Raw genomic sequence first — 26,359 nt, 5'->3', positions numbered from 1 at the left:
ACTTAAATTCAAAGATTAAGACGACGGGCAAAATTCCATGACTGAAACAGAAGATAATGGTGCATATCGCGTTCTTGCGCGTAAATACCGCCCGTCAACTTTTGAGGAATTGATCGGACAGGACGCCATGGTGCGCACCCTGTCCAATGCCATCGAATCGGGTCGTCTTGCCCAAGCTTTCATGCTCACGGGTGTGCGCGGTGTGGGTAAAACTACAACGGCGCGCCTTGTTGCGCGCGCGCTTAACTGTGTGGGTGAAGATGGACAAGGCAGCGAAACCATCACCCCCTGTGGTGTGTGTGATCAATGCACCGCCATTGCCCAAGACCGCCATGTCGATGTGATTGAGATGGATGCGGCGTCGCGCACAGGGGTGGATGATATCCGCGAAGTGATCGAGTCGGTGCGCTATCGTCCGACCTCAGCACGTTATAAAATCTACATCATCGATGAAGTTCACATGCTTTCAAAAGGCGCTTTTAACGCCCTTCTAAAAACATTGGAAGAGCCGCCAGAGCATGTAAAATTCATCTTTGCGACCACAGAAATTCGCAAAGTTCCGGTCACGGTTTTATCGCGCTGCCAACGTTTTGATTTGCGCCGCATTGACCAAGAATTGCTTGCCTCCCACTTCAATAAAGTGGCTGAAAAAGAAGATGCCAAGGTTGATGAGAGCGCCCTTGCCATGATCGCACGTGCTGCTGATGGGTCTGTTCGTGACGGGCTGAGCCTGCTGGATCAAGCCATTGCCCATTGCCACGGCGAAGTGGGTGAAGCACAAGTGCGTGACATGCTCGGCCTTGCTGATCGCGGGCGCACCTTTGATCTGTTTGACGCCATTATGAAAGGCGATGCAGCCGCAGCCCTTGAGGTTATGGACACGCTTTATGCCGCCGGTGCTGATCCCAGTGTTGTTTTACAAGACCTGCTGGAACTCACCCATTGGCTCACACGGGTTAAAGTCGTGCCTGATGCAGCGCAAAATGCCGTTGTTTCTGAAATGGAGCGTGTGCGCGGCAAAGAAATGTCTGACACGCTTGCCATGTCCGTTCTTGCACGTGCCTACCAGATTTTAATGAAGGGATTGGGCGAAGTGCGCAATGCACCGCACCCCCAACAAGCTGCGGAAATGGTTATCATCCGCCTGTGTTATGTGGCTGATATGCCCACACCGGAAGAAGCCGTGCGCATGATCCAAAACAATCCGCCTGCCCCTACTGGTGGTGGCGGTGGCGGCGTGCCCACAGGCGGTGGTTCTGGTGGGGGGTCACAAATGGCCCAAGCGGTTGGCGCACCAAATATGGGCGCAGGCGGTCCGCCAAATCCGGGACCCCAAGCCAATATGCGTGTGGTCAATGGCGGGCGCACCGTGTGCCAACCCAAGGTGCAGGATGAGACAAAAGCTGATCCGCAAGATTTCCCCGCCGTGGTTGCCTTAAGTGAAGAAAAGCGCAACATCATCTTAAAAGCCAATTTGATGAATAACCTTCATCTGGTTTCTTTTGAACCCGGCAAGATCGAGTTTCGCCCCGGTGACCATGCCCCATCCACATTGGCGGGGGACTTGAAAAAATTCCTTGATACCCATACATCGCGTATCTGGGCGGTGAGTGTTTCGCGCCATGCTTCTGGTGATATCACCTTGGCCCAAGTGCGCGATGAAGCCATTGCCAAACGCAAAGCCGAACTGGCAAAACACCCGCTGGTCAGCGATATTTTATCGTCCTTTCCCGGCAGCGTGATTGAAAAAGTACACGAAATTAAACTTGATAGTATGGACGCTGCGATTCAAATCGAAGAAAATCCCGGCGACCCAGACCATAGTGACAACGGAGAAGAATAGTCCCATGAAGAATATGGCAAAAATGATGCAACAGGCGCAGAAAATGCAGTCCAAGATGCAAGAATTCCAAGACGGCCTCGTCGATCTGGAAATCTATGGCACCTCTGGTGGCGGTATGGTCAATGTTGTCATCAACGGTAAAGCCGATGTGAAAAAATCGACGTGGATAAAAACCTCGTTGATCCAGAAGACAAAGAAGTCATGGAAGATTTGATCGTGGCAGCCCTTGCCGATGCCAAATCCAAAATGGAAGCTGAAGTCAACAAACGTATGGCTGATATGACAGGTGGCCTAGAATTACCACCGGGTATGCAGTTGCCATTTTAAGATTATGTCATTCTGGAGCTGATCCAGAATCCACACTTTTCTGGGCTTTGGCATTTACCAGAGTGACAATTGCCAGAGTGACAATTGATAGAGACCTAAATGGCCGCAACAGAAATTGAACAGCTGATCCAAATTCTTTCCAAGCTTCCCGGTCTGGGCCCGCGCTCAGCACGCCGGGCGGCTTTGCATTTGGTGAAGAAAAAAGAAGTCCTCTTAAGCCCGCTTTCCCATGCCTTGCAGCGTGTGGAAGAAACGGTCAAAACCTGTTCGACCTGCGGCAATCTTGATGCCACTGACCCTTGCACCATCTGCACAGATGGGCGGCGCGATGACAGTGTGATTTGTGTGGTACAAGATGTGGCAGACCTTTGGGCTTTGGAGCGTTCCAACAGCTTTAAGGGGCGCTATCATGTGCTCGGCGGTACACTTTCGGCCCTTGATGGCATTGGTCCTGAAGATTTAAAAATCGACACGTTGGTCAACCGCGCCCAAAGCTCTTTAGTCACAGAAGTTATCCTTGCCACCAGTGCAACGGTTGACGGACAGACCACCGCGCACTATATCGCAGACTGTCTTGAAAATTGTGATGTGAGTGTTTCAGGTCTCGCCCATGGTGTTCCTGTTGGGGGGGAGCTGGATTACCTTGATGACGGCACCCTAAGTGCAGCGCTTTCAGCACGCAGAAAAATGGAATAAAGCAAATGCCCTATCTAATGATGATGCTATTGATGAGCATTGCTGCTTTGATGTTTTCCTGTGTCATGGCTGTGTAAAGCAGCGTTTCTTTGATCATGCTTAAACGTCTTATTTGCCTGAGCCTGCTTTTATTAGTTGTCGCCTGCACACAAGCCCCGCAACCCATGCGCCACAGCCGCACGGGCTTTGACACCACCCCTTTGCGCCTGCGCGATAGTGGCACGGTGTTAATCCAACCTATTGAAGGGGCAGCGCGCCCACTGGCAAAGATCATGGCAGCCTCACTGGCAGATAGTTTAGGCGTGCGCAATATTCCCTCCACCTCAAATCCAGTGACAAATACAGCTTATAAAGTGCGCGGTCAGGTCGTTTTGAAACGCGCGCGCAATGCAAAAAAATACACAGGCGAGATTTATTGGACCTTCTTTAGTCGGGATGACAAAATCGTTCATGAATCCTCCCAAGCTATAAATGTGGATCGCTATCGCTGGGATTATGGCGACCAACATATGATCAATCAGCTGGTTGAAAATGCGGCTGAGACCTTTGCCGATTACATACAGGATAAAGCTGAGCGCGAAGCGGTCAAACTGGATGAGCGTAATCAACAGGTTGTCTTTAAAATCGCCTCGATCAAAGGGGTGAAGCCTTCTGCGCAAAAAGAGCTTTATAAAGCTATGGCACTCACGCTGCGCCAAGCAGGTGCGATTGTGCGCCCTTCCCTTAGCCCACAAGGCTATCAACTCAGCTGTGAAATTGATGTGTTGGAACCTTATGAAGGCAAGCAACGCATTAAGGTCGCTTGGATTGTGAAAGATGCATCGGGTAAAGAGCTCGGACGTGCGCGCCAAAATAACCGCTTAAATGAGGGCCGTCTTGAAAAACCATTAGGGCGCATGGCCTATAATATTGCGCGCGCAGCCATGGGCGGGGTTGGGCAGATGGTGGAGCGCCACCGCGAAGAAATCCGATTTGAACGGAGTCGCACCCAACCAAGCCACACCGCAGCACCGGGACGGCGAAAACGTCTGGTTGCCCCACCCTTTTAAGCCTTCGCAAAGGCGCAGTTTGTCTTCGTTCTGTCATAAAGATTCAAACTTAGCTTAATAAGGCATTTACAGCATCCAAACCCGTTGATATGTTCCGAAAAATATTGATTTGGGCACATCAACTTAAGGATCTGATTTTCTCATGAAAATCCTTACTGGCAATGCAAACCGTCCTTTGGCCGACGCTATCTCTAAAGAGCTTGGCTACCCTCTCACTGAAGCGAGCGTAAAGCGCTTTTCTGATCAGGAGGTTTTCGTAGAAATTCTCGAAAACGTCCGTGGTGAAGATGTCTTTGTCGTTCAGCCAACATCTTATCCTGCAAACGATAATATGATGGAACTTCTGGTCACTATTGATGCTGCGCGTCGAGGATCAGCACGCCGTATCACGGCTGTGGTTCCCTATTTCGGCTATGCACGACAAGATCGTAAATCCGCACCACGCTCGCCAATTTCGGCAAAGCTGGTGGCCAACCTGATCACCACAGCAGGTGCTGATCGCGTCTTGACCATGGATTTACATGCAGGCCAAATTCAGGGCTTCTTTGATATTCCGGTTGATAACCTACATGCAGCCCCCGTTTTTGCCCGCGATATTGCGCAAAATTACGATACAGAAAACCTCCTGATCGTATCACCTGATGTGGGTGGTGTGGTACGTGCACGCGCCATTGCCAAACGTCTAGACTGTAACCTTGCCATCATCGACAAACGTCGTGAGCGCGCAGGCGTTTCTGAAGTCATGAACGTCATTGGTGATGTTGAAGGTAAAAACTGTATCCTGATTGATGATATTGTCGATTCTGGTGGCACCCTGTGTAACGCGGCACAAGCCCTGTTGGAAAACGGTGCAAAAAGTGCATCAGCTTACATCACACATGGTGTTCTTTCTGGCGGTGCGGTATCTCGCATCACGTCTTCTTCTTTGCAAGAACTTGCCATTACAGACTCCATCCAAGGTACGGATCAAGTGATTGATGCGGAAAATATCCGTCACATCTCAATCGCGCCAATCCTGTCAGAAGCGATGAAACGCATCCATGACGAACAGTCGGTCTCCTGCCTGTTTGATTAAGGTCTGCTGATAAAGAATAAAGAAAAAAGCGGTGAAGGTTTTTTCCTCACCGCTTTTTTTATGCCTGCACTAAAGCAAGCTTAAAGTTCAAAGCTTTCTTCAATGTCACTCACCGACATTTTCTCTTCCATATCCGGTGCATAAACCGGACGCTGGGTCTCATAAAGAACACCTGTTGAAAAACCATCATCTGTTGCCAAAAAGGTCATGGCCTCAGCCAAGGCATTGGTGCCATCAATCTCGCCTTTGCGCACAATCTTCTTCCACTCAGCCTGTTCAGGGCGAAAGGTCACGCAAGGAGAGAGAATTTGCACAAAAGAGAATCCCTTATGCTGCATGGCTTGGGCAATCAGTTTCGCAGACCCGTTAGGGTCACCCGCAAAACCACGCGCTACAAAGCCCGCTCCGGCTGATAAAGCAACCGATAAAGGATTAAAGGGGGATACCCCTGTGCCATGCGGTGTTAGTTTGGAGCCATCCCAGTCAGAAGCCGTGGTCGGGGATGCTTGGCCTTTTGTCATGCCATAGACTTCATTATCCATGACAATATAGGTCATATCCACATTGCGACGACAAGCATGAAGGAAATGGTTCCCGCCAATGGAAAAACCATCCCCATCGCCCCCTGTTGCCACAACGGTGAGATCAGGGCGCGCAACCTTCAAACCTGTGGCAGAAGCCAAGGCACGACCATGAATGCCGTGAAAGCCATAGACACTGGTATAAGCCGGAATGCGCGATGAACAGCCAATACCAGAAATGACTGCAGCATCTTCGCGCGGAATTTGAAGTTCAGCCAAGGCTTTTGTAATGGATGCGAGAACCGAGAAATCCCCACAGCCCGGACACCAGACCGGCTTATAATCGGATTTATAATCTTTAAACGTCAGGGGCTTTTGTTGAACTGCTTGATCCATTATCCCAGCTCCTTAATTTGAGTAACGATTTCATTTGGTCGAAACGGGAGTGGTCCCGGTTTTGCCAGAACAGTTGTCTGTGCAGGCAGGTCAAACTCACTGCGCAGATAGCGATAGAACTGTTTTGAATGGGTCTGCTCCACCACCAACGCTTTCGTGACACCCGCAAGGGCTTCATCCATTTTATCAGGCAGGGCAGGCATTAACAGGCGCATAGAGATCATCTTGATCTTCTCACCTTCTGCTTCCAAACGCTTGATGGCTTCACGAACAGGCGCTGTGACCGAGCCAAAGGTAATAACCGCAAGCTCGCCCTCACCCTCAATTTCCGCCCAATGCTGACCATAATCAAACTGGTCTAATTTGCGTTGGCGTTTATCAAGCTGGGCATAATGGTCTTCTGCTGACGAAGACGGGCGGGCATTTTCTGCTGTTTCCAACCCATCGGCGACATATTCACCCCCGGCTGTGCCCGGGATCGCCATGGGAGAAACACCACTGTCAGTCAGTGCATAGCGTTTATAGTCTTCTAAGTCCCCTGTCGCGACCTCGCGTTGTGCCACAAAGGCCAAATCAGCAGGCTTATCAATCACATTTCGTGACTGACCCAAAGACTGATCAGATAAAACAATTGCCGCTGTCTGCATCGCTTCAGCCAAATGCACAGTCCATTGCGTGGTAAAAAGACAGTCCGAAATAGAGCTTGGCGCTGTGACAATATGCGGGGCATCACCATGCAAGCCATGAAGTGCGATGTTTAAATCACTTTGCTCAGATTTTGTTGGGATACCCGTGGATGGCCCACCGCGCATCACATCCACCACCACAATGGGAATTTCTGCTGAAACGGCCAGACCTAATGCTTCGCTCATCAAGGCAAGGCCCGGCCCAGACGTTGCGGTAATGGAAGGCACACCGCCAAAAGAGCCGCCAATAATCATATTAACAGAGGCGAGCTCATCTTCAGCCTGCACCAAGGTGCCACCGACTTTTTCAAGGTTTGGGGCCAACCATTCTAAAATCTCGGTCGCCGGGGTGATGGGATAAGCTGCACAAAAACGCACACCACCGCGAAGAGCGCCCATACCGGCGGCTTCATTACCTGTTAAAGACCAGCGTGTGCTTTTACTTTCTTTGCGCTCAAGATGGAGATCAATACCAATTTCGGCTTCCAGATCACGCGCAACCTGCATGCCTTTTTTCATCCCTTCAAGGGATGCATCAAGAGCAGCTTGGCCTTTGCGTTTAAGAACTTTTTCCAAGATCGCCTGAAGGGCATCAAGTGGAATACCTGCGAGCTCCCCAAGGATACCCAGACCGATCATATTGGGGCGACCGCCTTCAATTTCTTTAGCGGCCTCACTTAAAGGCACCATCACCTGGCGGGCAATGGAGTCTGTGATCATCTCAGGTGGGTTTTTCGCTGCCTCATCACCAATGATCACACTATCTGTGCGCAAGGGAAGTTCGGCTGCAAAACGGTCCACATTCATCCAGTCAAAACAGAACAACACATCAAAATGGTCATCGGGACAATTAATGGGCTCAGCGGACAAACGGATAAAGGCCGCGGCTTCACCACCACGAATTTGCGGGCCGCTTGAACGGGTCATCAATCCATAAAGACCTGCTTTGGCCGCAGCATCCAGAAGCATCTGGCCTGCAGTCATTACACCTGCCCCACCTGCACCGGTGATGGCAATAGAAACGCTCTGGGATGTCATGTGTCTCGTGTGTCCCTTAATGTGAAAATGAAAGGTTGCTCATATATTCCAAAAACAATGTGGCAAGCCCATGACATTTGTCAATTTCACTCTCTTTTAAAAAGTTTGCATCAACAGAAAGCAGTTTATCACGTTTTAAGGACGCTTATGGGACAAATTACCCGTCAAAAAGCGGGCATAGAAAAACCGGATGAACACTGGTCCATCCGGTTTCAAAAGTAAAAGATCGTTTTAAAAGAGATCAGTTATTTTCTGCAGCGAGCGCGCGGGCCAGTTGGCTAAGCGCGTCTTGATGACGGTCATTATCAATATGTGAGAAGTTTCGAGCAAGCTCAAGACACATACGTTGGCGATCTGTCAGATCAATTTCCGTATCATCATCTTCATCCAAGCCTTCAAAGAAAAAGCCGACAGCTACTTTAAGAACCTGTGCAATCTCATATAGACGACCAGCTGAAATACGGTTGATGCCGCGCTCATATTTGTGCGCTTGCTGATATGTTACCCCTATCATATCAGCCATTTGCTGCTGGCTAAGACCCAGCATAATTCGGCGCTCACGAATACGCGCACCAACATGGCGATCTGTATCCGTGGCTCTATTCGTCACTTTACCCTCTTTTGCTTCATTTGACATGAAAGCATGCTCCTTATTCAACTTACATACTGCGCATTTTTATTATTTTTCTATCAATGATTATAGATTCCGCCCTCATTTGGCAAGTAAATATTTCCTAATATTTCAAATAAATACACACATGATAATGTAAAATTATTGATAAAATTTTAAGGAAAAATGCGAGGTTTTTCAGTCTTTCCCCAAAGTGAAGGCAAAATATTTCTATAATATTTCAGGTTGTAAGAACCTGTTCTAAGCGCGCGTATTCAGGCTTGTTAAAACCGGTGGTACTATATGTGTTTTATTTTCAAGCTCTTCGCGCTTTAGTTGGGCTTCAAGCGCCGCCGTCTGCCCACCCGGTTGCGCCCCGGCACTCACATAGGCATCATGATATGCCCCATGTTGGGTTCGGCTTAATGATGCGTTGCCCGATGTTGTTTCATCCAAGGCAGCCAATTGAGCCTGTAATAAAGTCAGGTCCGCTGTAATAATCGGTGCTGAATAAGTCGGCTCTGTTGGGGTGGCTTGAGCAAGTTTTGCAGAAGCTTGTCCTTCAAGCCCCTTTGCCTGAACCGCGGCTTGCTCCTCACTACGCAAAGCTTCATCAAAGCGATTGCGTCGATAAGTGTCGCGTGGCTGGGGCTGTTGACCAACCCGTTCACGCACCTCAGGGGGGAGCTGCTCAACAAAGGCTTGTGCAGAGCGTTGAATGGAATCCGAACTTGTGCCGGGTGCCGTATTTTGCACGCGGGTTTGAGGGGTCCTTACAATACCAACGGGTAAAGAGACCTTCGGGTCAACAACAGAAACCACGATGTTCTCAAACATTCAAATTTTAAAAGAGGGAAAAAGTATAAACCGAATGAGCCTGTTTGTCAGCTCATTCGGTTTAATTTAATTCAAATTGTAAGATTCTTACTTATCTGACAGTTTTGAAAGTTGTTGCTGCATGGCTTCAAGCTGGGCTTTCATATCCTGCAAGTCATCAACAGTTTTTTCCTGTGCCTTGGCTTCGCCTTTAGAGGGCTTATCGCCTTCTTCAGAAGTTGCTGGCGTTTCACCTTCTTTATAAAAAGGTGGTGTGAACATACGCATGGCATTTTCAAACATGGCCATATTCTGTTTGTTCATTTCTTCAAACTGGCCAAACGGGTTTATCCCGCCCATGGTGTCTTTCATATAATCGCGCATCTGTTCTTGATTGGTCGCAAACGATTGCATGGACTGTTCAAGATAACTTGGCACGAGACCCTGAAGGCTATCACCATAAAAACTGATCAGGTGGCGCAAGAAACTTACTGGCAAAAGGTTTTGGCCCTTGGCTTCTTCTTCCACAATAATTTGGGTTAAAACAGTGCGTGTAATTTCATCACCGCTTTTCGCATCAAATACCGCAAACTGCGTGCCGTCTTTTACCATCTGTGCAAGGTGGTCAAGCGTTACATAACTGCTTGTTGCCGTATTATACAGACGACGGTTCGCATATTTTTTAATCGTAATCGGTGCGTCTTTATCTTCGTTTTGTGCAGCCATAGTTATATCTTCTTCTTTATGTCCCTGCCCCATCATCGTACTTTTGTGATGAGATCCCCGTATTCTTGTTAACATAGCGCGAAATTGCTGCGCACAAAAGTGTTGCATCGCACTATTTGCAAAAAAAATGTAAATTCATCAAATAATTGACCGTAATTGATGCAATATAGTAATTTAAAGACTGAAAAATGCTGCACCAATTGCTGCACTACACAATAAAGGTTTTCCATTCATGAGCGACTCGCAAAATAAAATGAACGATCTGGCGGCTCAATATTTAGAGCTCTGGCAAAAACAGCTCACCTCCGATGCGACCAAACGCGCTGTTGATGATGCCAGCAAATCAGCCGAGGCTTTTGGCGAACAATCCGCTGAATTTATGAAAAACCTTGATTCGCCACAAAAAGTCCAAAATTGGATGAATACATGGGCAGAAAGCTGGAAGGCACAATTTGAAGATGGAACAAACCCGTTCAGCCAATTCGCCGAAAATGTCCAAGCCGCCCAAAACGCAGCGGCTGGGGCCGCGACCGCTCGCCCTTCATCTGAGCACCCTGTGCATGACGTGGATGAGCTGTCGAAACGCATTGGCGAGCTCGAAAAACGGGTCCATGATCTGGAATCCCAGCTTAAAAAATGAGGCTGATGCCCTTTTAAGTGAAATTACCTCACTACCCGATGAAAAATTCCGCGCTGCCCTTGATGCCGAGGCTTACCTGCGCGGTCTAGACTTTATGAATGGGGTGCGCGCCTATCACACCCACCCCTATCAGCGAAACCTCAAAGACCCCGCCGCTATTTGGGCAGAAGGGGGCAGCCGCCTTTTGGATTATGGCGGGCCAAAAGACGCACCTGTTCTCCTGTGCGTGCCCTCTCTTATTAATAAGGCCTATGTGCTTGACCTTAAAAAAGGCCGCAGCTTCATGCGCACCATGGCAAAAAAGGGGTTGCGCAGTTTCCTTCTCGATTGGGGGGATGTGGGGGAAGCTGAAAAGAAAATGGGGCTTGAAGACTATATTTTAAAAAGGCTTCATAATGCGGTCGAAGAAGTCCATCGCCAAACGGGGCGCCCCGTAAGCCTAGTGGGTTATTGCATGGGCGGCGTTCTCACCACAGCTTATGCTGCCATGGAACCTGAAAAGATCGAGCGTCTTGTCTTGCTGGCGACACCATGGGATTTCCAGGCTGAAAACAACCCTTATGTTAAAGCCATTCAAGCCGCCAAGCCCCAGCTTGAACAGCTGATTGATTATTTGGGCGAACTGCCCATTGATGTCATTCAGTCTCTCTTCAGCGCGCTTGACCCTTATCGCATTTTGCAGAAATTTGCCGATTTCTCAAAGCTGGACCCAGACAGTAGCGAGGCTAAAAAATTTGTTGCCCTTGAAGACTGGGTGAATGATTCGGTCCCCTTAAGCGGCCCTTTGGCTAAAGAATGCCTGTTTGATTGGTATGTTGAAAACCGTCCTGCGCGCGGTGTTTGGGAATTGGACGGTCATTATATTGACCCCAAAGAAATCACCTGCCCGACACGGCTTTATATCCCGGCCAATGACCGAATCGTGCCGCCAGAATCTGCCATGGCTTTAGCCAAGCTGATACCTAATTGCGAGGTAAAGGCCGTAAAAAGTGGTCATATCGGCATGGTTACAGGACAAAATGCGGCAAAATCACTCTATAGCCCTTTAGCTAAGTGGCTATTATCCAAGTGAATGTAATTTTTTTATAATTCTAAGGTCGAACACATACAATCATTACTTGACCAATGATCAGGCGTCTATACTCTATGGGGCCTGTGGTGACGGGAAACGACTTTTCCGGCACAGCGAAAAAGAAATTTATTTTAGGAGACTTTGAATATGACTGAAGTTGTCATTGTCGGTGCTGCACGTACAGCGGTCGGTAATTTTAGCGGTAGCTTGGCTTCCGTACCTGCACAAGAATTGGGTGCCACTGTCATTAAAGCTGCACTAGAGCGCGCAGGCGTTGACGCTGCAGACGTTCAAGAAGTGTTTATGGGCCAGGTTCTCACAGGTGGTTCAGGCCAAAACCCTGCACGCCAAGCTGCGATCCTTGCAGGCTGCCCTGAAGAATCAACTGCGATGACAATCAACCAGGTTTGTGGTTCTGGTCTTCGTGCTGTTGGCATGGGCATGCAATCCATTCTTTTGGGTGATGCTGATGTTGTTGTGGCTGGTGGTCAAGAAAACATGTCTGCTTCCCAGCACGTTATGCACCTGCGTAACGGCACAAAAATGGGCCCATCCAAAATGGAAGACACCATGATCAAAGATGGTCTGTGGTGTGCATTTAACGATTACCACATGGGTACAACAGCGCAAAATATCGCTGACAAATATGAAATCTCACGTGAAGAGCAAGATGCGTTTGCAGCTGCTTCTCAAAACAAAGCAGAAGCTGCACGCAACGAAGGCAAGTTCGCTGAAGAAATCGTTCCAGTAACAATCAAATCTCGCAAAGGCGACATCGTTGTTGATACGGACGAATTCATCAAAGACGGCGTAACAGCTGAGAAACTCGGCAAACTTCGCCCGGCCTTTTCTAAAGACGGTTCTGTAACAGCAGGTAACGCATCAGGCATCAACGATGGTGCATCAGTTGTTGTTCTTATGTCTAAAGAAGAAGCTGAGAAACGTGGCCTGACACCACTTGCAACAGTGAAAGCTTGGTCTACACATGGTGTTGATCCAAAGATTATGGGTACAGGCCCAGTTCCTGCGGTAAACAAAGCTTTGGATAAAGCGGGTTGGTCAGTTTCTGACATCGACCTTGTTGAAGCCAACGAAGCCTTTGCTGCACAAGCGATCTCTGTAAACAAAGAGCTCGGTTGGGACACTGACAAAGTAAACGTAAATGGTGGCGCTATTGCCATTGGTCACCCAATCGGTGCCTCTGGTAACCGCGTTCTTGTAACCCTGTTGCACGAAATGAAGCGTCGCGATTCTAAAAAAGGTGTTGCGACACTTTGTATCGGTGGCGGTCAAGGCGTTGCACTTTGTGTTGAGCGTGAATAGACCCCTTTTAAAAGCCTGTTCATAAACTGAACATTCTTTTATAAAGCATTGAGAAACAGCCCCTTTCTGATGGAAGCGGGCTGTTTTTTTGCCTCAAATGTATAAAGTTTGAATATTTCAAAATTAGGGGTAGATTTATTAAGATAATGACCCCACAATACCGCTATTCAAGGATCGAAGGTTTCGATCTTTGTCGATTTTTTGATGACTATTTAAGTAGAGGAAGAAGCATATGGGTCGTGTAGCACTCGTTACTGGTGGCACGCGCGGTATTGGTCGCGCTATCTCTGAACGCCTTAAAGAAGCTGGTTATACAGTTGCAGCCAACTTTGGTGGCAACGAAGAAGCCGCAAAAAAATTCACAGAAGAAACAGGTATTGCTTCTTTTAAATGTGACGTGAGCGATTTTGACGCTTGTCAAGCAATGCTCAAGCAAATTGAAACAGACCTCGGTGCTGTTGAAATTTTGGTAAACAACGCTGGTATCACACGTGACGGTACATTGCACCGCATGTCTGAAGACAACTGGGATGCAGTAATTGCGACAAACTTGAGCTCTTGCTTCAACCTGTGTCGTGGCGTAATCGACGGCATGCGTGCCAACGGTTTTGGTCGTATCGTGAACATCGGTTCTATCAACGGTCAAGCTGGTCAGTACGGTCAGGTGAACTATGCTGCTGCTAAATCTGGTATCCACGGCTTCACAAAAGCCTTGGCTCAAGAAGGTGCTGGCAAAGGCATCACTGTAAACGCGATTGCACCGGGTTATGTTGATACAGACATGGTTCGTGCAGTACCGCCTGCAGTTCTTGAAAAAATCATTGCGAAGATCCCAATGGGTCGCTTGGGCCGCGCTGACGACATCGCTCGTGGCGTATTGTTCCTGGTTGCTGACGATGGCGACTTCGTAACAGGTGCAACACTGTCCATCAACGGTGGTCAGCACATGTACTAATTTCTCTTTTCAAAGAGAAATACAAAAGCCCTTCCCATTCATTTGGGAAGGGCTTTTTTGTGCCTATATTTCGCCTATAAAAAAAGCCCCTTGGCACAACCGTTACCAAGGGGCTTTCTCTTTAAAGCAGGCTTAACCTAACTTAGTCACGACGTGGCTTGCGTGGACCGCGTGGCTTGCGTGGACGATCAGAATCGCCTTCACCTTCGCTACGTGGGCGCTTTTCGCCAACTTCTTCTGTGATGTCGTTACCAGTTTCCTGATCAACAACACGCATAGAAAGTTTAACTTTACCACGATCATCAATACCGATGAGTTTCGCCCAAACTTCGTCACCTTCAGACAAGACGTCAGATACTTGAGCAACACGTTCGTTTTTAAGTTCAGAAATGTGAACCAAACCGTCTTTTGTGCCCATGTAGTTAACGAATGCACCGAAATCCATGACTTTTACGACTTTACCGCGGTAGATCTTATTGATCTCTGGTTCAGCCACAATACCTTGGATCCAATCAATCGCTTTTTGACCAGACTCGCCATCAACAGCGGCAACGCGGATTGTACCGTCGTCTTCAATGTCGATTTTCGCACCAGTTTCTTCAGTGATCTGACGGATAACTTTACCGCCTGTACCAATAACTTCACGGATCTTGTCTTTGTTGATCTGGAAAGCTGTGATTTTTGGAGCGTTGTTAGAAACATCTTCACGACCAGATGTAATCGCAGAAGCCATCTCATCAAGGATAAACTGACGGCCACCTTTAGCTTGGTCCAGTGCAATTTCCATGATCTCAGGCGTGATAGACGTAATCTTAATGTCCATCTGCAAAGACGTGATACCCTCGCAAGTACCCGCAACTTTAAAGTCCATGTCACCAAGGTGATCTTCATCACCCAAGATGTCAGACAGAACAGCAAAGCCATCGTCTTCTTTGATCAGGCCCATTGCGATACCCGCAACAGGGCGTTTCAAAGGAACACCAGAATCCATCAAAGAAAGGGATGTACCACAAACAGTTGCCATAGAAGAAGAACCGTTAGATTCTGTAACTTCTGAAACAACACGAACTGTGTAAGGGAATTCTTCCTTAGACGGCATCAAGGGGCGAATTGCGCGCCATGCCAATTTACCATGGCCGATTTCACGACGACCCGGTGACTTCAAGAAGCTTGCTTCACCTACAGAGTATGGAGGGAAGTTATAATGCAGCATGAAGTTTTCACGGTATTCTTTGTCCAAGGCATCGATGATTTGCTCATCTTGGCCTGTACCCAAAGTCGTTACCGCCATGGCTTGTGTTTCACCACGTGTGAACAAAGCAGAACCATGTGCGCGTGGCAACAAACCAACTTGTGCATCAATCGCACGAACTGTTTTTGTGTCACGACCATCGATACGAGACTGTGTTGCAATGATATCACGACGAACGATGTCTTTTTCAAGGTTCTTCAGAACGCCAGCAACAACAACTTTATTTACTTCGCCAGCTTCAACAGCATCAGCGTAGAATTCAGTTACTTTGTCTTTTGCTTCATTTACAGCAGCAACACGTTCTTGCTTGTCTTTGATTTTGTAAGCAGCGCGCAGGCCTTCTTCAGCCAACTCAGCAGCTTTTGCTTCAACATCACCAAGGTAAGCAACTGGCTCTGCCATATCCCAAGGCTCATTTGCACAAGCTTCAGCCAAATCGATGATCGCATCGATGACTGTTTGGAATTCTTTATGACCATAAGCCACAGCGCCCAGCATGATTTCTTCAGAAAGCTCTTGAGCTTCTGATTCAACCATCAGTACACCAGCTTGCGTACCCGCAACAGCCAGATCAAGAACAGAATCTTCAAGTTCTTCTGTTGTTGGGTTGAGAACATATTCGCCTTCGATATAACCAACGCGCGCCGCACCAATTGGGCCCATGAATGGCATACCGGAAATTGTCAATGCAGCAGACGCGCCAACCATGGCAACGATATCAGGATCGTTTTCAAGGTCATGTGCCAATACTGTACAGATAACTTGTGTTTCGTTTTTGTAACCCGGCGCAAACAACGGACGGATTGGACGGTCAATCAGGCGTGATGTCAGTGTTTCTTTTTCAGAAGGGCGACCTTCACGTTTGAAAAAGCCACCCGGGATTTTACCCGCAGCAAACGCTTTTTCCTGATAGTTGACTGTCAACGGAAAGAAATCGATGTCAGTGCGGGCTTTCTTTTGACCAACGGCAGTACAAAGAACCTTTGTCTCCCCATAAGTCACCATTACGGCACCGTCAGCCTGACGTGCGATTTTACCAGTTTCAAATACAAGCGGACGACCGCCCCATTCGATTTCTTTACGGAATTCTTTAAACATATATCTTCCTTACATACGTACTTTAGACCGCTTAAGGGACCTTCCCTTAAAAATTAACCTACGGTCTTATCCGCCAATCTACACCACCTCGACCAACGGTGGTTTGACGGCTTTGTGACAAATGCCACGGGGTCGAAAACGAAGAAAGGCGCGAACACCAAAATCGGTATATCGCGCCTTGCCCCTAAAACCTGTGTCTTAGCGACGCAGACCCAAGCGTTCAATGATGCTCTGGTAACGAGCAACGTCTTTCTTCTTGGCATAATCCAAGAGACGACGACGTTGACCAACCATTTGCAACAGACCGCGACGAGAGTGGAAGTCTTTTTTATGAGTCTTCAAGTGCTCTGTCAGGTTTGCAATGCGCTTAGTGAGAATGGCTACTTGTACTTCAGGTGAACCTGTGTCGCCTTCTTTAGTAGCGTATTCTGCGATAACTTGTGCTTTTTCTTCAGCTGTAATCGACATCGGATACTCCATATATAATATTAATAATTGAAGACCCTGAAGGGTTGAACGATACCGTCTTCCACTTTCGCCAAGGCAACTACTTTACCCACAAACATCAACCGCATGGTTTCTGCATCGGGCTGGTCTTTTTTCAAAGACATGCCATTGCGAATTTTCAAGGTCTCTTCTTCGCTTAAGGCCAGTGCCAAGATGTCGTCTAGCACGGTCTCGATAGGAAGAAGGCTTTCAAAAAGCGCGTCACTATGCACAATCTCTTCTACAGAATCCAGTGAAATCGCGCCTGTTTCATCAAATGGGCCAACTTTTGTGCGCCGCAGGACAGATATATATCCAACCGTGCCCAATTTAAGCGCAATATCACGCCCTAAGGAGCGCACATAGGTACCTTTGCCACAATCAACTTCAAACACTGCCCGATTCGCATCCACACATTCCACTAGCTCAAGGCGATCGATTTGCACTGTGCGTGCAGCCATTTCAACTTCTTCATCAGCGCGTGCCAACTTATAAGCACGTTGCCCATTAATCTTAATGGCAGAATATTTCGGTGGTATTTGCTCAATCTCGCCTAAAAATGAGGGTAAGATGGCTTCAATATTCTCACGGCTTGGGCGGTGGTCTGACGTGGCATTGACTTCGCCTTCGCCATCATCTGTGGTGCGACTTTCCCCCCAGGTGACTTCAAAGCGATATGTTTTCGCCCCATCCATTGCATAAGACACAGTCTTTGTCGCCTCCCCAAAAGCAAGCGGCAAAATGCCTGTGGCTAAAGGGTCCAGCGTGCCGCCATGACCGACTTTTTGCGCCTTGGTTAACCAACGCACTTTACCAACCACATTATTTGAAGAGATTTCCAGCGGCTTATCAATGATCAGCCAGCCGTGAATGGGAATGCCTTTTTTCTTACGGGCCATGATATACACTCTTGTCACTCTGGACTTGTTGCAGAGTCCATGGATGCTGGATCAACTCCAGCATGACGACTTAAAGGTCTTCTTCCTCATCTTCTTGCAGATCCGCCTGAACTTTGGGGTCCTGCAATAAACGATTGATTTTCAAAGCCTCATCCAAGGCATCGTCGCGCTTGAATTTAAACTTGGGAATATATTTTGTTGTGGAAACACGAGAATATTCATGGCGCACATGACCGCTTGCCCGGTTAAGCCCATCCACAACCGCATCGGTATTATCCCCACCAAGGTCAGAGACAAACACAGTTGCGTTGCGCAAATCGGGACTGACGCGTACTTCTGAAACTGAAATAGAGGCATCAATTAAATCGGGGTCACGAAAATCAGCACGGGCGACAATTTCAGCCAATGCATGACGAATTTCCTCACCCACACGCAATTGGCGCTGAGTTGGGGCTTTACCTGAACGTCTGGTCATTTTAACTCATCCTCCACACGTATTATCCCAAAAGAGGGATTTGGTGGAATAGGCCCCTGCTTTCACAGGGGCGCTGATTATTTAAAGTTCTTGTTCGATCTGTTCCATTTCAAAGCATTCGATCATATCGCCCACTTTGATATCGTTGTAATTTTCGAACGACATACCACATTCGAAACCAGACTTCACATCTTTCACATCATCTTTGAAACGCTTGAGCTGGCCAAGGCTGCCTTCATGAACAACAACGTTGTCACGTAGCAAGCGCACTTTAGCACCGCGTTTCACGACGCCTTCAGTAACCATACAACCCGCAATCGTACCGATTTTGGAGATATTGAAGGTTTCACGGATTTCAGCGTAACCGATGAATTTCTCTTGATAGACTGGATCAAGCAGACCAGACATCATACGTTTCACATCGTCCGCTGCATCATAGATGATGGAGTAATAACGAATATCCACACCGTCACGTTTTGCCATCTCACGCGCTTGCGGGTTGGCACGAACGTTAAAGCCGATGATCAAGGCGTTAGATGCACGTGCCAGCGTAATATCTGACTCGTTAATCGCACCAACTGCGCCGTGAAGGACTTTCACTTTCACATCATCACGCCCAAGTTTATCAAACGTACCGGACAAGGCCTCAATAGAACCCTGCACATCACCTTTAATAAGAACAGGCAGTTCCTTAACTTCACCAGCAGCGATCTGGCTAAACAGTTCTTCCAACGTCCCGCGACCAGAAGCGGCTGCTTTTGCTGCTTTGGATTTATTGGTACGATATTCAGAAACTTCACGTGCTTTGGCTTCGGTTTCAACCACAACCATCTGATCACCTGCAGAAGGCGTCCCTTGTAGACCAAGCACCTCAACAGGTGTTGCCGGACCGGATGATTTCACATGGTGACCATGATCATCAACCAAGGCACGTACACGACCCCATTCAGAACCAACAACAAAGATATCACCAATGTTCAATGTACCGCGTTGAACCATCACAGTTGCGATGTTACCACGACCACGTTCTTGACGGGCTTCAACAACCACACCTTCAGCAGCCCGGTTAGGATTGGCTTTCAGTTCAAGAACTTCAGCTTGCAGCAAGATTGTTTCTTCAAGGTTTTCAAGGTTGAGACGTTTCTTTGCGGAAACTTCCACATCCATTACGTCACCGCCCATGCTTTCAACCTGAATTTCATGTTGCAGCAATTCTGTACGCACACGCATCGGGTCTGCACCCGGCTTATCAATTTTGTTGATCGCAACGATGATCGGCACTTCTGCCGCTTTAGCGTGGCGAATGGCCTCAATCGTTTGTGGCATAACGCCATCATCGGCAGCCACAACCAGAATAACGATATCTGTCAGCTCAGCACCACGTGCACGCATGGCGGTAAAGGCCTCGTGACCCGGTGTATCAACAAAGGAGATTTTCGCACCGCTTGCCATGGTCACCTGATAGGCACCAATATGCTGGGTGATACCACCGGCTTCTTTATCCACAACATCTGTTTCACGCAATGCATCAAGCAGAGATGTTTTACCATGATCAACGTGACCCATCACAGTCACGATCGGCGCGCGAGAAACCATATCGGCGGCGTCATCTTTTGGACCTGTCAGATCAACTTCCACATCCGCATCAGAAACGCGTTTTACAGTATGACCAAATTCTTCCACAACAACTTGTGCTGTATCAGCGTCAATTGTTTGGTTGATGGTCACCATTGTACCCATTGTCATCAATGTTTTTACAACAGCTGCAGCACGTTCTGCCATACGGTTAGCAAGTTCCTGAACCGTAATGTGATCAGGCAATGTCACTTCACGTTTTTGCTTGGCTTGTTCTTGTTGGGCACCGCTGTCTTGACGCTTTTGTTTTTGACGCGCACGTTTCACTGAAGCCAGTGAGCGTTGGCGCTGTTCATTACCAAAGCTGTCCACAGACAGTTTACCCTTGCCACGGCGACGGTCATTGCCGCGTTTGTTGTTATCTTGTTTTTTAACTTCTTTTTTCTTCGGCTTTGGAGCAGGTTTTGCTTCAGGCTTTTTCGTTGGTGCCGCAGCACCTTTTTCAGCACGCTGTGCAGCAAGCGAGGCTTCTTCAGCCTGACGGCGTGCATCTGCTTCAACACGTTTCTTTTCTTCAGCATCCGCTTTTGCCTTAGCTTTGGCTTCAGCTTTTGCTTTGCGATCGGCATCGGCTTTTTCTTCAGCACGACGGTCCGCATCTGCTTTCTCGCGCTTGGCGCGTGCTTCAGCATCTTTCAAGGCTTCTTTTGCCGCTTCTTCTTCAGCTTTCTTGGCGTTTTGAAGAACTTGCGCGCGCTTGGCGATCTCACCATTTGTCAGGTTCTGATCTACATCAGAAGGTGCTGCGACAGGTGCTTCCGGCTTCTTAAAGGCTGCTTCAGCCTGTTCTTTAGCCGCTTTTTCCTGAGCGCTTACTTCAGACATGCGTCCTGAAGTTCCCTGAACGAATGTTCGTTTCTTACGCACCTCGACAGCCACAGACTTACTGCGCCCATGGGAGAAGCTTTGCTTAACCTGACCTGCTTCTACAGTCTTCTTCAGTTCAAGTTTGCCGGGTCGATTGAGGCTGAGCTTGTTGCTGTCATCGCCTTTTTTATCTGTCATATCCGAACTGTGCCTGTCTTTCGTACGTTCGCATCTATCAATGTGATAAATGCCTCATTCAATCACTCTTTATGTCGCGAAAACCTTGCAAGCGCAAAGCCTCCACTTGAAAACGCTTAGCCATTCGGCCAGACGCGAATCCCATATGGACCACATGGTCCCGACCTACCGTGCCACCTAATTCCCCAGAATCGAATAATTCGATCAAAGGAAGGTCACCACTTAAGGCCTTAATCTTTGCCCGCCCATCATCAGCGCCATCACTGGCGGCTAACACAACGGTGCATTTACCGTCTCTGAGCCAGCCCCGGGTCTTCTCAAACCCGAAAATCACACCGTTGGTTCTGCGCATCATCCCAATTAAGGAAAGGCAGCGCTGCGCCAACAGGGCTTCAATTCGATCCGCCAAACCTTCCATAGGTTTGACGTTTTGGCGAGCTGCGCGCGAAAATGCGTTCTTCGCACATGCGGTATTTACCACATCTCGCGCCGCAGACAACCACAAACCGCGTCCTGGCAGTTTTTCTCCCACATCCGGTACAACAATACCATCAGGAGAAACCACGCAACGGATCAGTTTTTCTTTAGGTAAAACCGATCCCGTTACGATACAGCGGCGTTCAGGGGTATCCCCCTTATTCGTCTTCATCTTCGAACCAATGTGCACGCGCCGCCATGATAATGTCATTAGCAGCCGTTTCACTGAGGTTCTTCTCGCCAACGTATTCACGCAGCTCGTCACCAGCCAAATCGGCCAGATCGTCAAGTGTCTTCACGTCGTTTTCACCAAGGGCAACAACCATGGCTGCATTTAGGCCTTCAACGTTAAACAACTCGTCACTGACGCCCAGCTCAACACGCTTAGCATCAAGAACTTTGTCTTGTTCTTCAAGATAGGCCAAGGCACGTGCACGTAGCTCTTCAGCCACATCCATATCGAACCCTTCGATCTCAGCCAATTCTGCACGCGGTACATAAGCTACTTCTTCAAGAGAAGAGAAGCCTTCTGTCACCAAGAGGTGCGCAATCACATCATCCACATCCAATGCTTCGATGAATTGAGCCGAACGGGCTTTAAATTCTTCTTGGCGACGCTCTGACTCATCAGCTTCTGTCAGGATATCAATGTCCCAAGTTGTCAGCTGTGACGCAAGGCGTACGTTTTGACCACGACGACCAATCGCTAGTGAAAGCTGATCATCTGGTACAACAACCTCAATACGGTTTGTTTCTTCATCCAAAACGACTTTGGCCACTTCTGCAGGCGCTAAGGCATTTACGATGAAGGTTGCCGGGTCCATGGACCACTGGATGATATCGATTTTCTCGCCTTGCAGCTCAGAAACAACGGCTTGAACGCGTGAGCCACGCATACCCACACATGCCCCAACCGGGTCAATGGAATGGTCCGTTGATTGAACAGCGATCTTGGCACGAGAACCAGCATCACGGGCAACAGATTTAATTTCGATAATACCGTCATAAATTTCCGGTACTTCCTGTGTAAAGAGCTTCGCCATAAATTGTGGGTGAGAGCGTGACAGGAAGATTTGCGGGCCACGGTTTTCACGACGTACATCAAAAATGTATGCGCGGATACGGTCGCCATTTTTCACATGTTCGCGTGGAATACATTCGTCACGGCGCAACAGGGCTTCTGTGCGGCCAAGGTCAACGATAACATTACCAAACTCAACGCGTTTAACCAGACCGTTAACAACTTCGCCGATACGGTCTTTATATTCGTCAAACTGGCGATCACGTTCTGCATCACGAACTTTTTGAACAATAACCTGTTTGGCTGTTTGTGCAGCAATGCGACCAAAATCAATTGGTGGCAGCGGATCGACAAGAAATTCACCGAGTTCAGCATCGGCTTTGCGCCCACGTGCCTGATCAACGGTCATTTGCATATGTTCGTCTTCGACCTCTTCCACGACTTCGATGTAGCGTGCCAGTTTAATCTCACCGGTTTTACGGTCGATATTGGCACGGATATCGTGTTCTTGACCATATTTGGAACGACCAGCCTTTTGAATGGCTTGTTCCATGGCTTCAAAAACCTGATCGCGTTCAATCCCTTTATCACGTGCAACAACATCTGCAACTTGTAGCAACTCAGGGCGAGGCATTCCGCTAGATTGTTCCATCTTTCCTTACAATCCTTGTTCTTTCGACGCTGCAGCAAGCAGGTCATCGGTGAGGACCAATTTGGCTTTTACAACATCTTCAAAAGGAAGATCTTGAGCCACACCGTCCACCAGAATTTGTACATTTCCATCCACAAGCCCCACAAGGCGGCCTGTGAAACGTTTGCGTCCATCGATCAAGTAAGACATTTCTACTTTGGCTTCGAAACCGGCAAAACGTTCAAAATCTTCTGCCCGCACAAGCGGACGATCTACACCTGGAGAACTCACTTCCAAAGAGTAGGGGTCTTCAATGGGATCATCCACATCCAAAAGAGGCGAAATGGCACGGCTGATTTTTGCACAATCATCGACATCCATTATTTTACGATCTAGGCGTTCCGCCATAATCTGCAAAGTCTGGTGACGATCCCCCTGCATTTGCAGACGTACAATAGCGTATCCCAGATCTGTCAGGGTTGGCGCAATGATTTCTTCAATGCGTTTAATCTCTGAAGACATATGGCTTTCCCTTTCCTAACTTTCGAATCCCTTGGACCCATTAACAAAAAAAGCGGGCCAGCGGCCCACTTCAATCAAATCCACATAAGTGGCTATGTATTGAGTTCGCCCTCTTTATACGCTGATTTATTCCAATTGCAAGAAAAAATAATCAGCCGCATTTTCTACAGAGACGACTAAAAAGTCCACTGGCGCAAGATACCGTTTTTCTCAAGCAAGCGATGAAACCGATCGGTATGTTTAATACCTGATAATATCTTTTCAAAATTCTCTACACTGATGGGACCATTTTTGCGCAAAACTGCCTTTAAGTGATAAATTTGTGCAAAGTTTTGCGACACTAGATAGGCGGCAATCTCGTTTGGATTGTCCTTAAAATAGCGCCTTAAAAACGCAAGAGTAATCACCCCTACATCTACTTTTCCCTGTTTTACCCAATCCATGATGATCCTGTGACGATTGGCTAAATCAATATCAAAGTTCGCCTTTAACCATGCTTCATCAGAATTATAGTCAGCAAACTTATAGTGATAGCCTTCATAAGCGCCAATATGCTTATCTTTGATCTGATCAAAATAGCTTTGGTCACGGTCTTTGGTGCGTTTGGTGATATAGACCTCACCGCCCTTCATCAAAAGACGTGAAAACATGACATGATCTGTCTTGTCCTGCCAATCCCACTGCGGCATCTCAAAAAGGATCATATCCTGCTTTGCCGACACTATATTTTCGTATCGTTGCTGTGGTTCAACAACGTGAAGAACAAAGTTATAGTCATTTTGATAATGATTAAGCAAAGACAAGACATCCGGTGTTAAACCGGTTTTCATATCTTCATTCAAATAAGGCGGAAAAGGATAGGCAAGAACGCGCACGCTCTGTGATCCAGCAAGCAAGCTTACCTGACTTAACAGTACAAAACATAAAAACAGCCATACGGCAAAGCTGTTAACGCGGCGCATTTTCAAGAGCTTTCGAAATTATTCTTTTTATGAGTTTACGCCCTTATCTTAACAGAAACTCAATATTATTTTCACAATTATTTGCGTTTAAATCTCAAATATACGCAGGCTTTTCCCTGACGAATGGCTTTTTGCTCATAACGGGTTGGTGGCCAGTCAGCCGGGCGTTCGCGCCAATCTTTTGGACCTTCGCAAATCCATTCAAAATCAGCATGGCGAGTCAAATGCTCCAACGTCCAATCAATATAAGGCATATGGTCACTGCCAACGCGAAACTCCCCACCACTTTTCAGCACGCGCGAGACCAGCTTGAGGTTTTCTTCCCCCACAAAACGGCGCTTGGCGTGACGGCGTTTGCGCCATGGGTCAGGAAACAATAAAAACAAGCGCTCCACACTGTCATCAGGCATCACATCCAGCATTGAGCGCGCATCATCCCCATAAATGCGAATGCGGTCTTGCAAATTACGATCATCCACATGCGTGAGTAAACTCCCCACACCATTAAGGAAGGGCTCGCAACCGATCAAACCGATATCCGGATTATTCTCAACCTGGGCTGCGGCATGCTCACCGCCCCCAAAACCGACTTCAAACCAGACCTGCTTAACAGGCACCTTAAACATCTTGGAAGGATCAAGATAGGAGCCGTCTTGTGAGGGTTCAATCTGCAGCTCTGGCAGTAAATTATCCACCAGCCTTTGCTGACGTGGCTTAAGCTTATAGCCTTGACGCCGCCCAAAGGTTCTTAGGCGCGTTGTATAAAGTTCCGGTTTTTCAGTCATCTTTTATGCCTTACAAAAGAAATGAGCCCCTGCTTGAAAACAGGGGCCCATCAATACCTGTGTTCAACAGGCATCTCAATCGTTTTATTGATTTAGAACTGGCGTTTCAGTTCATCAACAAGGTCTGTTTTCTCCCAAGAGAAGTGACCTTCTGCTGTTGGCGTGCGACCAAAGTGACCATAAGCAGATGTCTCTTTATAGATCGGACGGTTCAGTTGCAGATGTTCACGAATGCCACGTGGGGACAGGTCCATGATCTCAGCAGCAATTTGAGATATTTTTTCCTCATCAACTTTGTTTGTACCCGCTGTATCCACATAAACAGACAATGGCTTGGAAATACCAATGGCGTAAGAAAGCTGGATTGTACATTTATCAGACAGACCAGCCGCCACAATGTTTTTCGCAAGGTAGCGCGCAGCATAAGCGGCAGAACGGTCAACCTTTGTTGGATCTTTACCAGAAAAAGCACCACCACCGTGAGGGGCTGCCCCACCGTATGTATCCACGATGATTTTACGACCCGTCAGGCCCGCGTCCCCATCAGGACCGCCAATAACAAAACGCCCTGTTGGGTTTACATAGATGTTTTCATCAGATGGCAACCAGCCTTCTGGCAAAACTTCTTCAAAATACGGCAGAACAAGTTCACGCACATTATCCAAAGACAGGCTTTCGTCATGCTGTGTTGAAACAACCAGCGAGGTTGCACGAACAGGCTTGCCATTTTCATAAGCCAAAGTCACCTGTGATTTACTGTCAGGACCAAAGCCCTTAACTTTACCAGAGTGACGGTCTTCAGCCATGCGACGCAGGATTTGGTGCGAATACATGATCGGCGCAGGCATCAGCTCAGGTGTTTCGTTGGTTGCGTAACCAAACATGATACCTTGGTCGCCAGCGCCTTCTTCTGTATCGGTGCCGCTACCTTCATCTACGCCTTGCGCGATATCAGCAGACTGGGAGTGGATTTGTGAAGTGATTTCACAATCTTTCCAGTGAAAACCACGTTGCTCATAACCAATATCCTTAATGGCTTGGCGTGTGATTTCTTTGAATTTTTCATGGTTCATTTCATCTGGACCACGAACTTCACCAGCCAGAGCGACAAAGTTTGTTGTAACCATTGTTTCAACAGCAACGCGTGAAACCGGGTCCAGTTCAAGAAATGCATCGATGATAGAATCGGAAATACGGTCAGCAACCTTATCAGGGTGACCTTCAGAAACAGATTCAGATGTAAAAAGATATTTATCGAGAGCCATTTATAGCGCCTTTCGATCAAAGAGTTAAACCAATGGATCAAGGGCACTATATATTAAGCCCACTTAGCGACAT

The 26,359-nt window shown here is 47.8% G+C and carries 24 protein-coding genes and 1 pseudogene; 9 read left to right on the top strand and 16 right to left on the bottom strand.

Annotated elements, in window-relative coordinates; translation table 11 throughout:
- The first annotated feature begins 37 nt into the window (after nt 1–37).
- The 5 genes and pseudogenes from MTBPR1_RS04360 (at nt 38) to MTBPR1_RS04340 (ending at nt 4,990) form a co-directional block, all read left to right on the top strand.
- Entirely contained in the window at nt 38–1,843 is a 1,806-nt protein-coding gene (locus MTBPR1_RS04360; RefSeq protein ID WP_069186346.1) for a DNA polymerase III subunit gamma/tau, read from the top strand.
- A gap of 4 nt (nt 1,844–1,847) precedes the next feature.
- A pseudogene (locus tag MTBPR1_RS04355) lies at nt 1,848–2,170 on the top strand (YbaB/EbfC family nucleoid-associated protein).
- A gap of 99 nt (nt 2,171–2,269) precedes the next feature.
- Complete coding sequence (gene recR, locus MTBPR1_RS04350; protein ID WP_069186345.1) at nt 2,270–2,866, top strand: recombination mediator RecR; 597 nt, start codon at nt 2,270–2,272, stop codon at nt 2,864–2,866.
- 95 nt (nt 2,867–2,961) lie between these two features.
- Nucleotides 2,962–3,915 (top strand): hypothetical protein, encoded by a 954-nt coding sequence (locus MTBPR1_RS04345; protein ID WP_069186344.1) that lies wholly within the window; start codon nt 2,962–2,964, stop codon nt 3,913–3,915.
- A 142-nt stretch (nt 3,916–4,057) separates the two neighbouring features.
- On the top strand, nt 4,058–4,990 hold the full coding sequence (locus tag MTBPR1_RS04340; RefSeq protein ID WP_069186343.1) for a ribose-phosphate pyrophosphokinase: 933 nt from the start codon (nt 4,058–4,060) through the stop codon (nt 4,988–4,990).
- 80 nt (nt 4,991–5,070) lie between these two features.
- On the opposite strand, the gene MTBPR1_RS04335 is transcribed toward MTBPR1_RS04340, so the two are convergent.
- The 5 genes from MTBPR1_RS04335 to phaR form a co-directional block, all read right to left on the bottom strand.
- Nucleotides 5,071–5,907, bottom strand: a complete 837-nt coding sequence (locus MTBPR1_RS04335; RefSeq protein ID WP_069186342.1) for a 2-oxoacid:ferredoxin oxidoreductase subunit beta — start codon at nt 5,905–5,907, stop codon at nt 5,071–5,073.
- A complete protein-coding gene (locus tag MTBPR1_RS04330; protein WP_069186341.1) occupies nt 5,907–7,631 on the bottom strand; it encodes a 2-oxoacid:acceptor oxidoreductase subunit alpha in 1,725 nt (574 codons plus the stop codon). The genes MTBPR1_RS04335 and MTBPR1_RS04330 overlap by 1 nt, the downstream gene beginning before the upstream one ends.
- 241 nt (nt 7,632–7,872) lie before the next feature.
- Nucleotides 7,873–8,268 (bottom strand): helix-turn-helix domain-containing protein, encoded by a 396-nt coding sequence (locus MTBPR1_RS04325; RefSeq protein ID WP_069186340.1) that lies wholly within the window; start codon nt 8,266–8,268, stop codon nt 7,873–7,875.
- A gap of 234 nt (nt 8,269–8,502) precedes the next feature.
- Entirely contained in the window at nt 8,503–9,078 is a 576-nt protein-coding gene (locus MTBPR1_RS04320; protein WP_069186339.1) for a hypothetical protein, read from the bottom strand.
- 87 nt (nt 9,079–9,165) lie between these two features.
- Nucleotides 9,166–9,783: a polyhydroxyalkanoate synthesis repressor PhaR gene (gene phaR, locus MTBPR1_RS04315; RefSeq protein ID WP_069186405.1), complete on the bottom strand. Its 618-nt coding sequence runs from the start codon at nt 9,781–9,783 to the stop codon at nt 9,166–9,168.
- Nucleotides 9,784–10,015: 232 nt separating this feature from the next.
- On the opposite strand from phaR, the gene MTBPR1_RS04310 reads away from it, so the two are divergent.
- From MTBPR1_RS04310 to phbB, 4 genes are all read left to right on the top strand, one after another.
- Entirely contained in the window at nt 10,016–10,423 is a 408-nt protein-coding gene (locus tag MTBPR1_RS04310) for a hypothetical protein (protein ID WP_069186338.1), read from the top strand.
- Nucleotides 10,395–11,495: an alpha/beta fold hydrolase gene (locus MTBPR1_RS04305; RefSeq protein WP_240492857.1), complete on the top strand. Its 1,101-nt coding sequence runs from the start codon at nt 10,395–10,397 to the stop codon at nt 11,493–11,495. The genes MTBPR1_RS04310 and MTBPR1_RS04305 overlap by 29 nt, the downstream gene beginning before the upstream one ends.
- 147 nt (nt 11,496–11,642) lie before the next feature.
- On the top strand, nt 11,643–12,818 hold the full coding sequence (locus MTBPR1_RS04300; RefSeq protein WP_069186336.1) for an acetyl-CoA C-acetyltransferase: 1,176 nt from the start codon (nt 11,643–11,645) through the stop codon (nt 12,816–12,818).
- 232 nt (nt 12,819–13,050) lie between these two features.
- Complete coding sequence (phbB, locus tag MTBPR1_RS04295) at nt 13,051–13,773, top strand: acetoacetyl-CoA reductase (RefSeq protein WP_069186335.1); 723 nt, start codon at nt 13,051–13,053, stop codon at nt 13,771–13,773.
- 142 nt (nt 13,774–13,915) lie between these two features.
- Here phbB and pnp read toward each other — a convergent pair whose 3' ends face one another.
- The 11 genes from pnp to metK all read right to left on the bottom strand — a co-directional run bounded on the left by pnp (nt 13,916) and on the right by metK (nt 26,286).
- Nucleotides 13,916–16,123: a polyribonucleotide nucleotidyltransferase gene (gene pnp, locus MTBPR1_RS04290; protein WP_069186334.1), complete on the bottom strand. Its 2,208-nt coding sequence runs from the start codon at nt 16,121–16,123 to the stop codon at nt 13,916–13,918.
- Between the two features lie 198 nt (nt 16,124–16,321).
- Complete coding sequence (gene rpsO, locus MTBPR1_RS04285; RefSeq protein WP_069186333.1) at nt 16,322–16,591, bottom strand: 30S ribosomal protein S15; 270 nt, start codon at nt 16,589–16,591, stop codon at nt 16,322–16,324.
- 20 nt (nt 16,592–16,611) lie between these two features.
- A complete protein-coding gene (gene truB / locus MTBPR1_RS04280; RefSeq protein WP_069186332.1) occupies nt 16,612–17,508 on the bottom strand; it encodes a tRNA pseudouridine(55) synthase TruB in 897 nt (298 codons plus the stop codon).
- Nucleotides 17,509–17,578: 70 nt separating this feature from the next.
- On the bottom strand, nt 17,579–17,983 hold the full coding sequence (gene rbfA, locus MTBPR1_RS04275; RefSeq protein ID WP_069186331.1) for a 30S ribosome-binding factor RbfA: 405 nt from the start codon (nt 17,981–17,983) through the stop codon (nt 17,579–17,581).
- An 81-nt stretch (nt 17,984–18,064) separates the two neighbouring features.
- The gene (gene infB, locus MTBPR1_RS04270) at nt 18,065–20,623 is read right to left on the bottom strand and encodes a translation initiation factor IF-2 (protein WP_069186330.1); all 2,559 of its coding nucleotides are present in this window, start codon (nt 20,621–20,623) and stop codon (nt 18,065–18,067) included.
- Nucleotides 20,624–20,681: 58 nt separating this feature from the next.
- Nucleotides 20,682–21,272 carry an RNA-binding protein gene (locus MTBPR1_RS04265; protein ID WP_069186329.1) on the bottom strand — a complete coding sequence of 197 codons (591 nt, stop codon included), beginning with the start codon at nt 21,270–21,272 and terminating at the stop codon, nt 20,682–20,684.
- Entirely contained in the window at nt 21,259–22,773 is a 1,515-nt protein-coding gene (gene nusA / locus MTBPR1_RS04260) for a transcription termination factor NusA (RefSeq protein ID WP_069186328.1), read from the bottom strand. Before nusA ends, MTBPR1_RS04265 begins: the two co-directional genes overlap by 14 nt.
- 6 nt (nt 22,774–22,779) lie before the next feature.
- Nucleotides 22,780–23,274 (bottom strand): ribosome maturation factor RimP, encoded by a 495-nt coding sequence (gene rimP, locus MTBPR1_RS04255; RefSeq protein ID WP_069186327.1) that lies wholly within the window; start codon nt 23,272–23,274, stop codon nt 22,780–22,782.
- 176 nt (nt 23,275–23,450) lie between these two features.
- On the bottom strand, nt 23,451–24,236 hold the full coding sequence (locus tag MTBPR1_RS04245; protein ID WP_069186325.1) for a substrate-binding periplasmic protein: 786 nt from the start codon (nt 24,234–24,236) through the stop codon (nt 23,451–23,453).
- Between the two features lie 77 nt (nt 24,237–24,313).
- A complete protein-coding gene (trmB, locus tag MTBPR1_RS04240; protein ID WP_069186324.1) occupies nt 24,314–25,021 on the bottom strand; it encodes a tRNA (guanine(46)-N(7))-methyltransferase TrmB in 708 nt (235 codons plus the stop codon).
- Between the two features lie 92 nt (nt 25,022–25,113).
- Complete coding sequence (gene metK, locus MTBPR1_RS04235; protein ID WP_069186323.1) at nt 25,114–26,286, bottom strand: methionine adenosyltransferase; 1,173 nt, start codon at nt 26,284–26,286, stop codon at nt 25,114–25,116.
- Nucleotides 26,287–26,359: the final 73 nt, after the last annotated feature.

This window comes from Candidatus Terasakiella magnetica, assembly GCF_900093605.1.
Lineage (GTDB): Bacteria > Pseudomonadota > Alphaproteobacteria > Rhodospirillales > Terasakiellaceae > Terasakiella > Terasakiella magnetica.
This window is presented reverse-complemented; position numbering and strand designations above follow the sequence as displayed.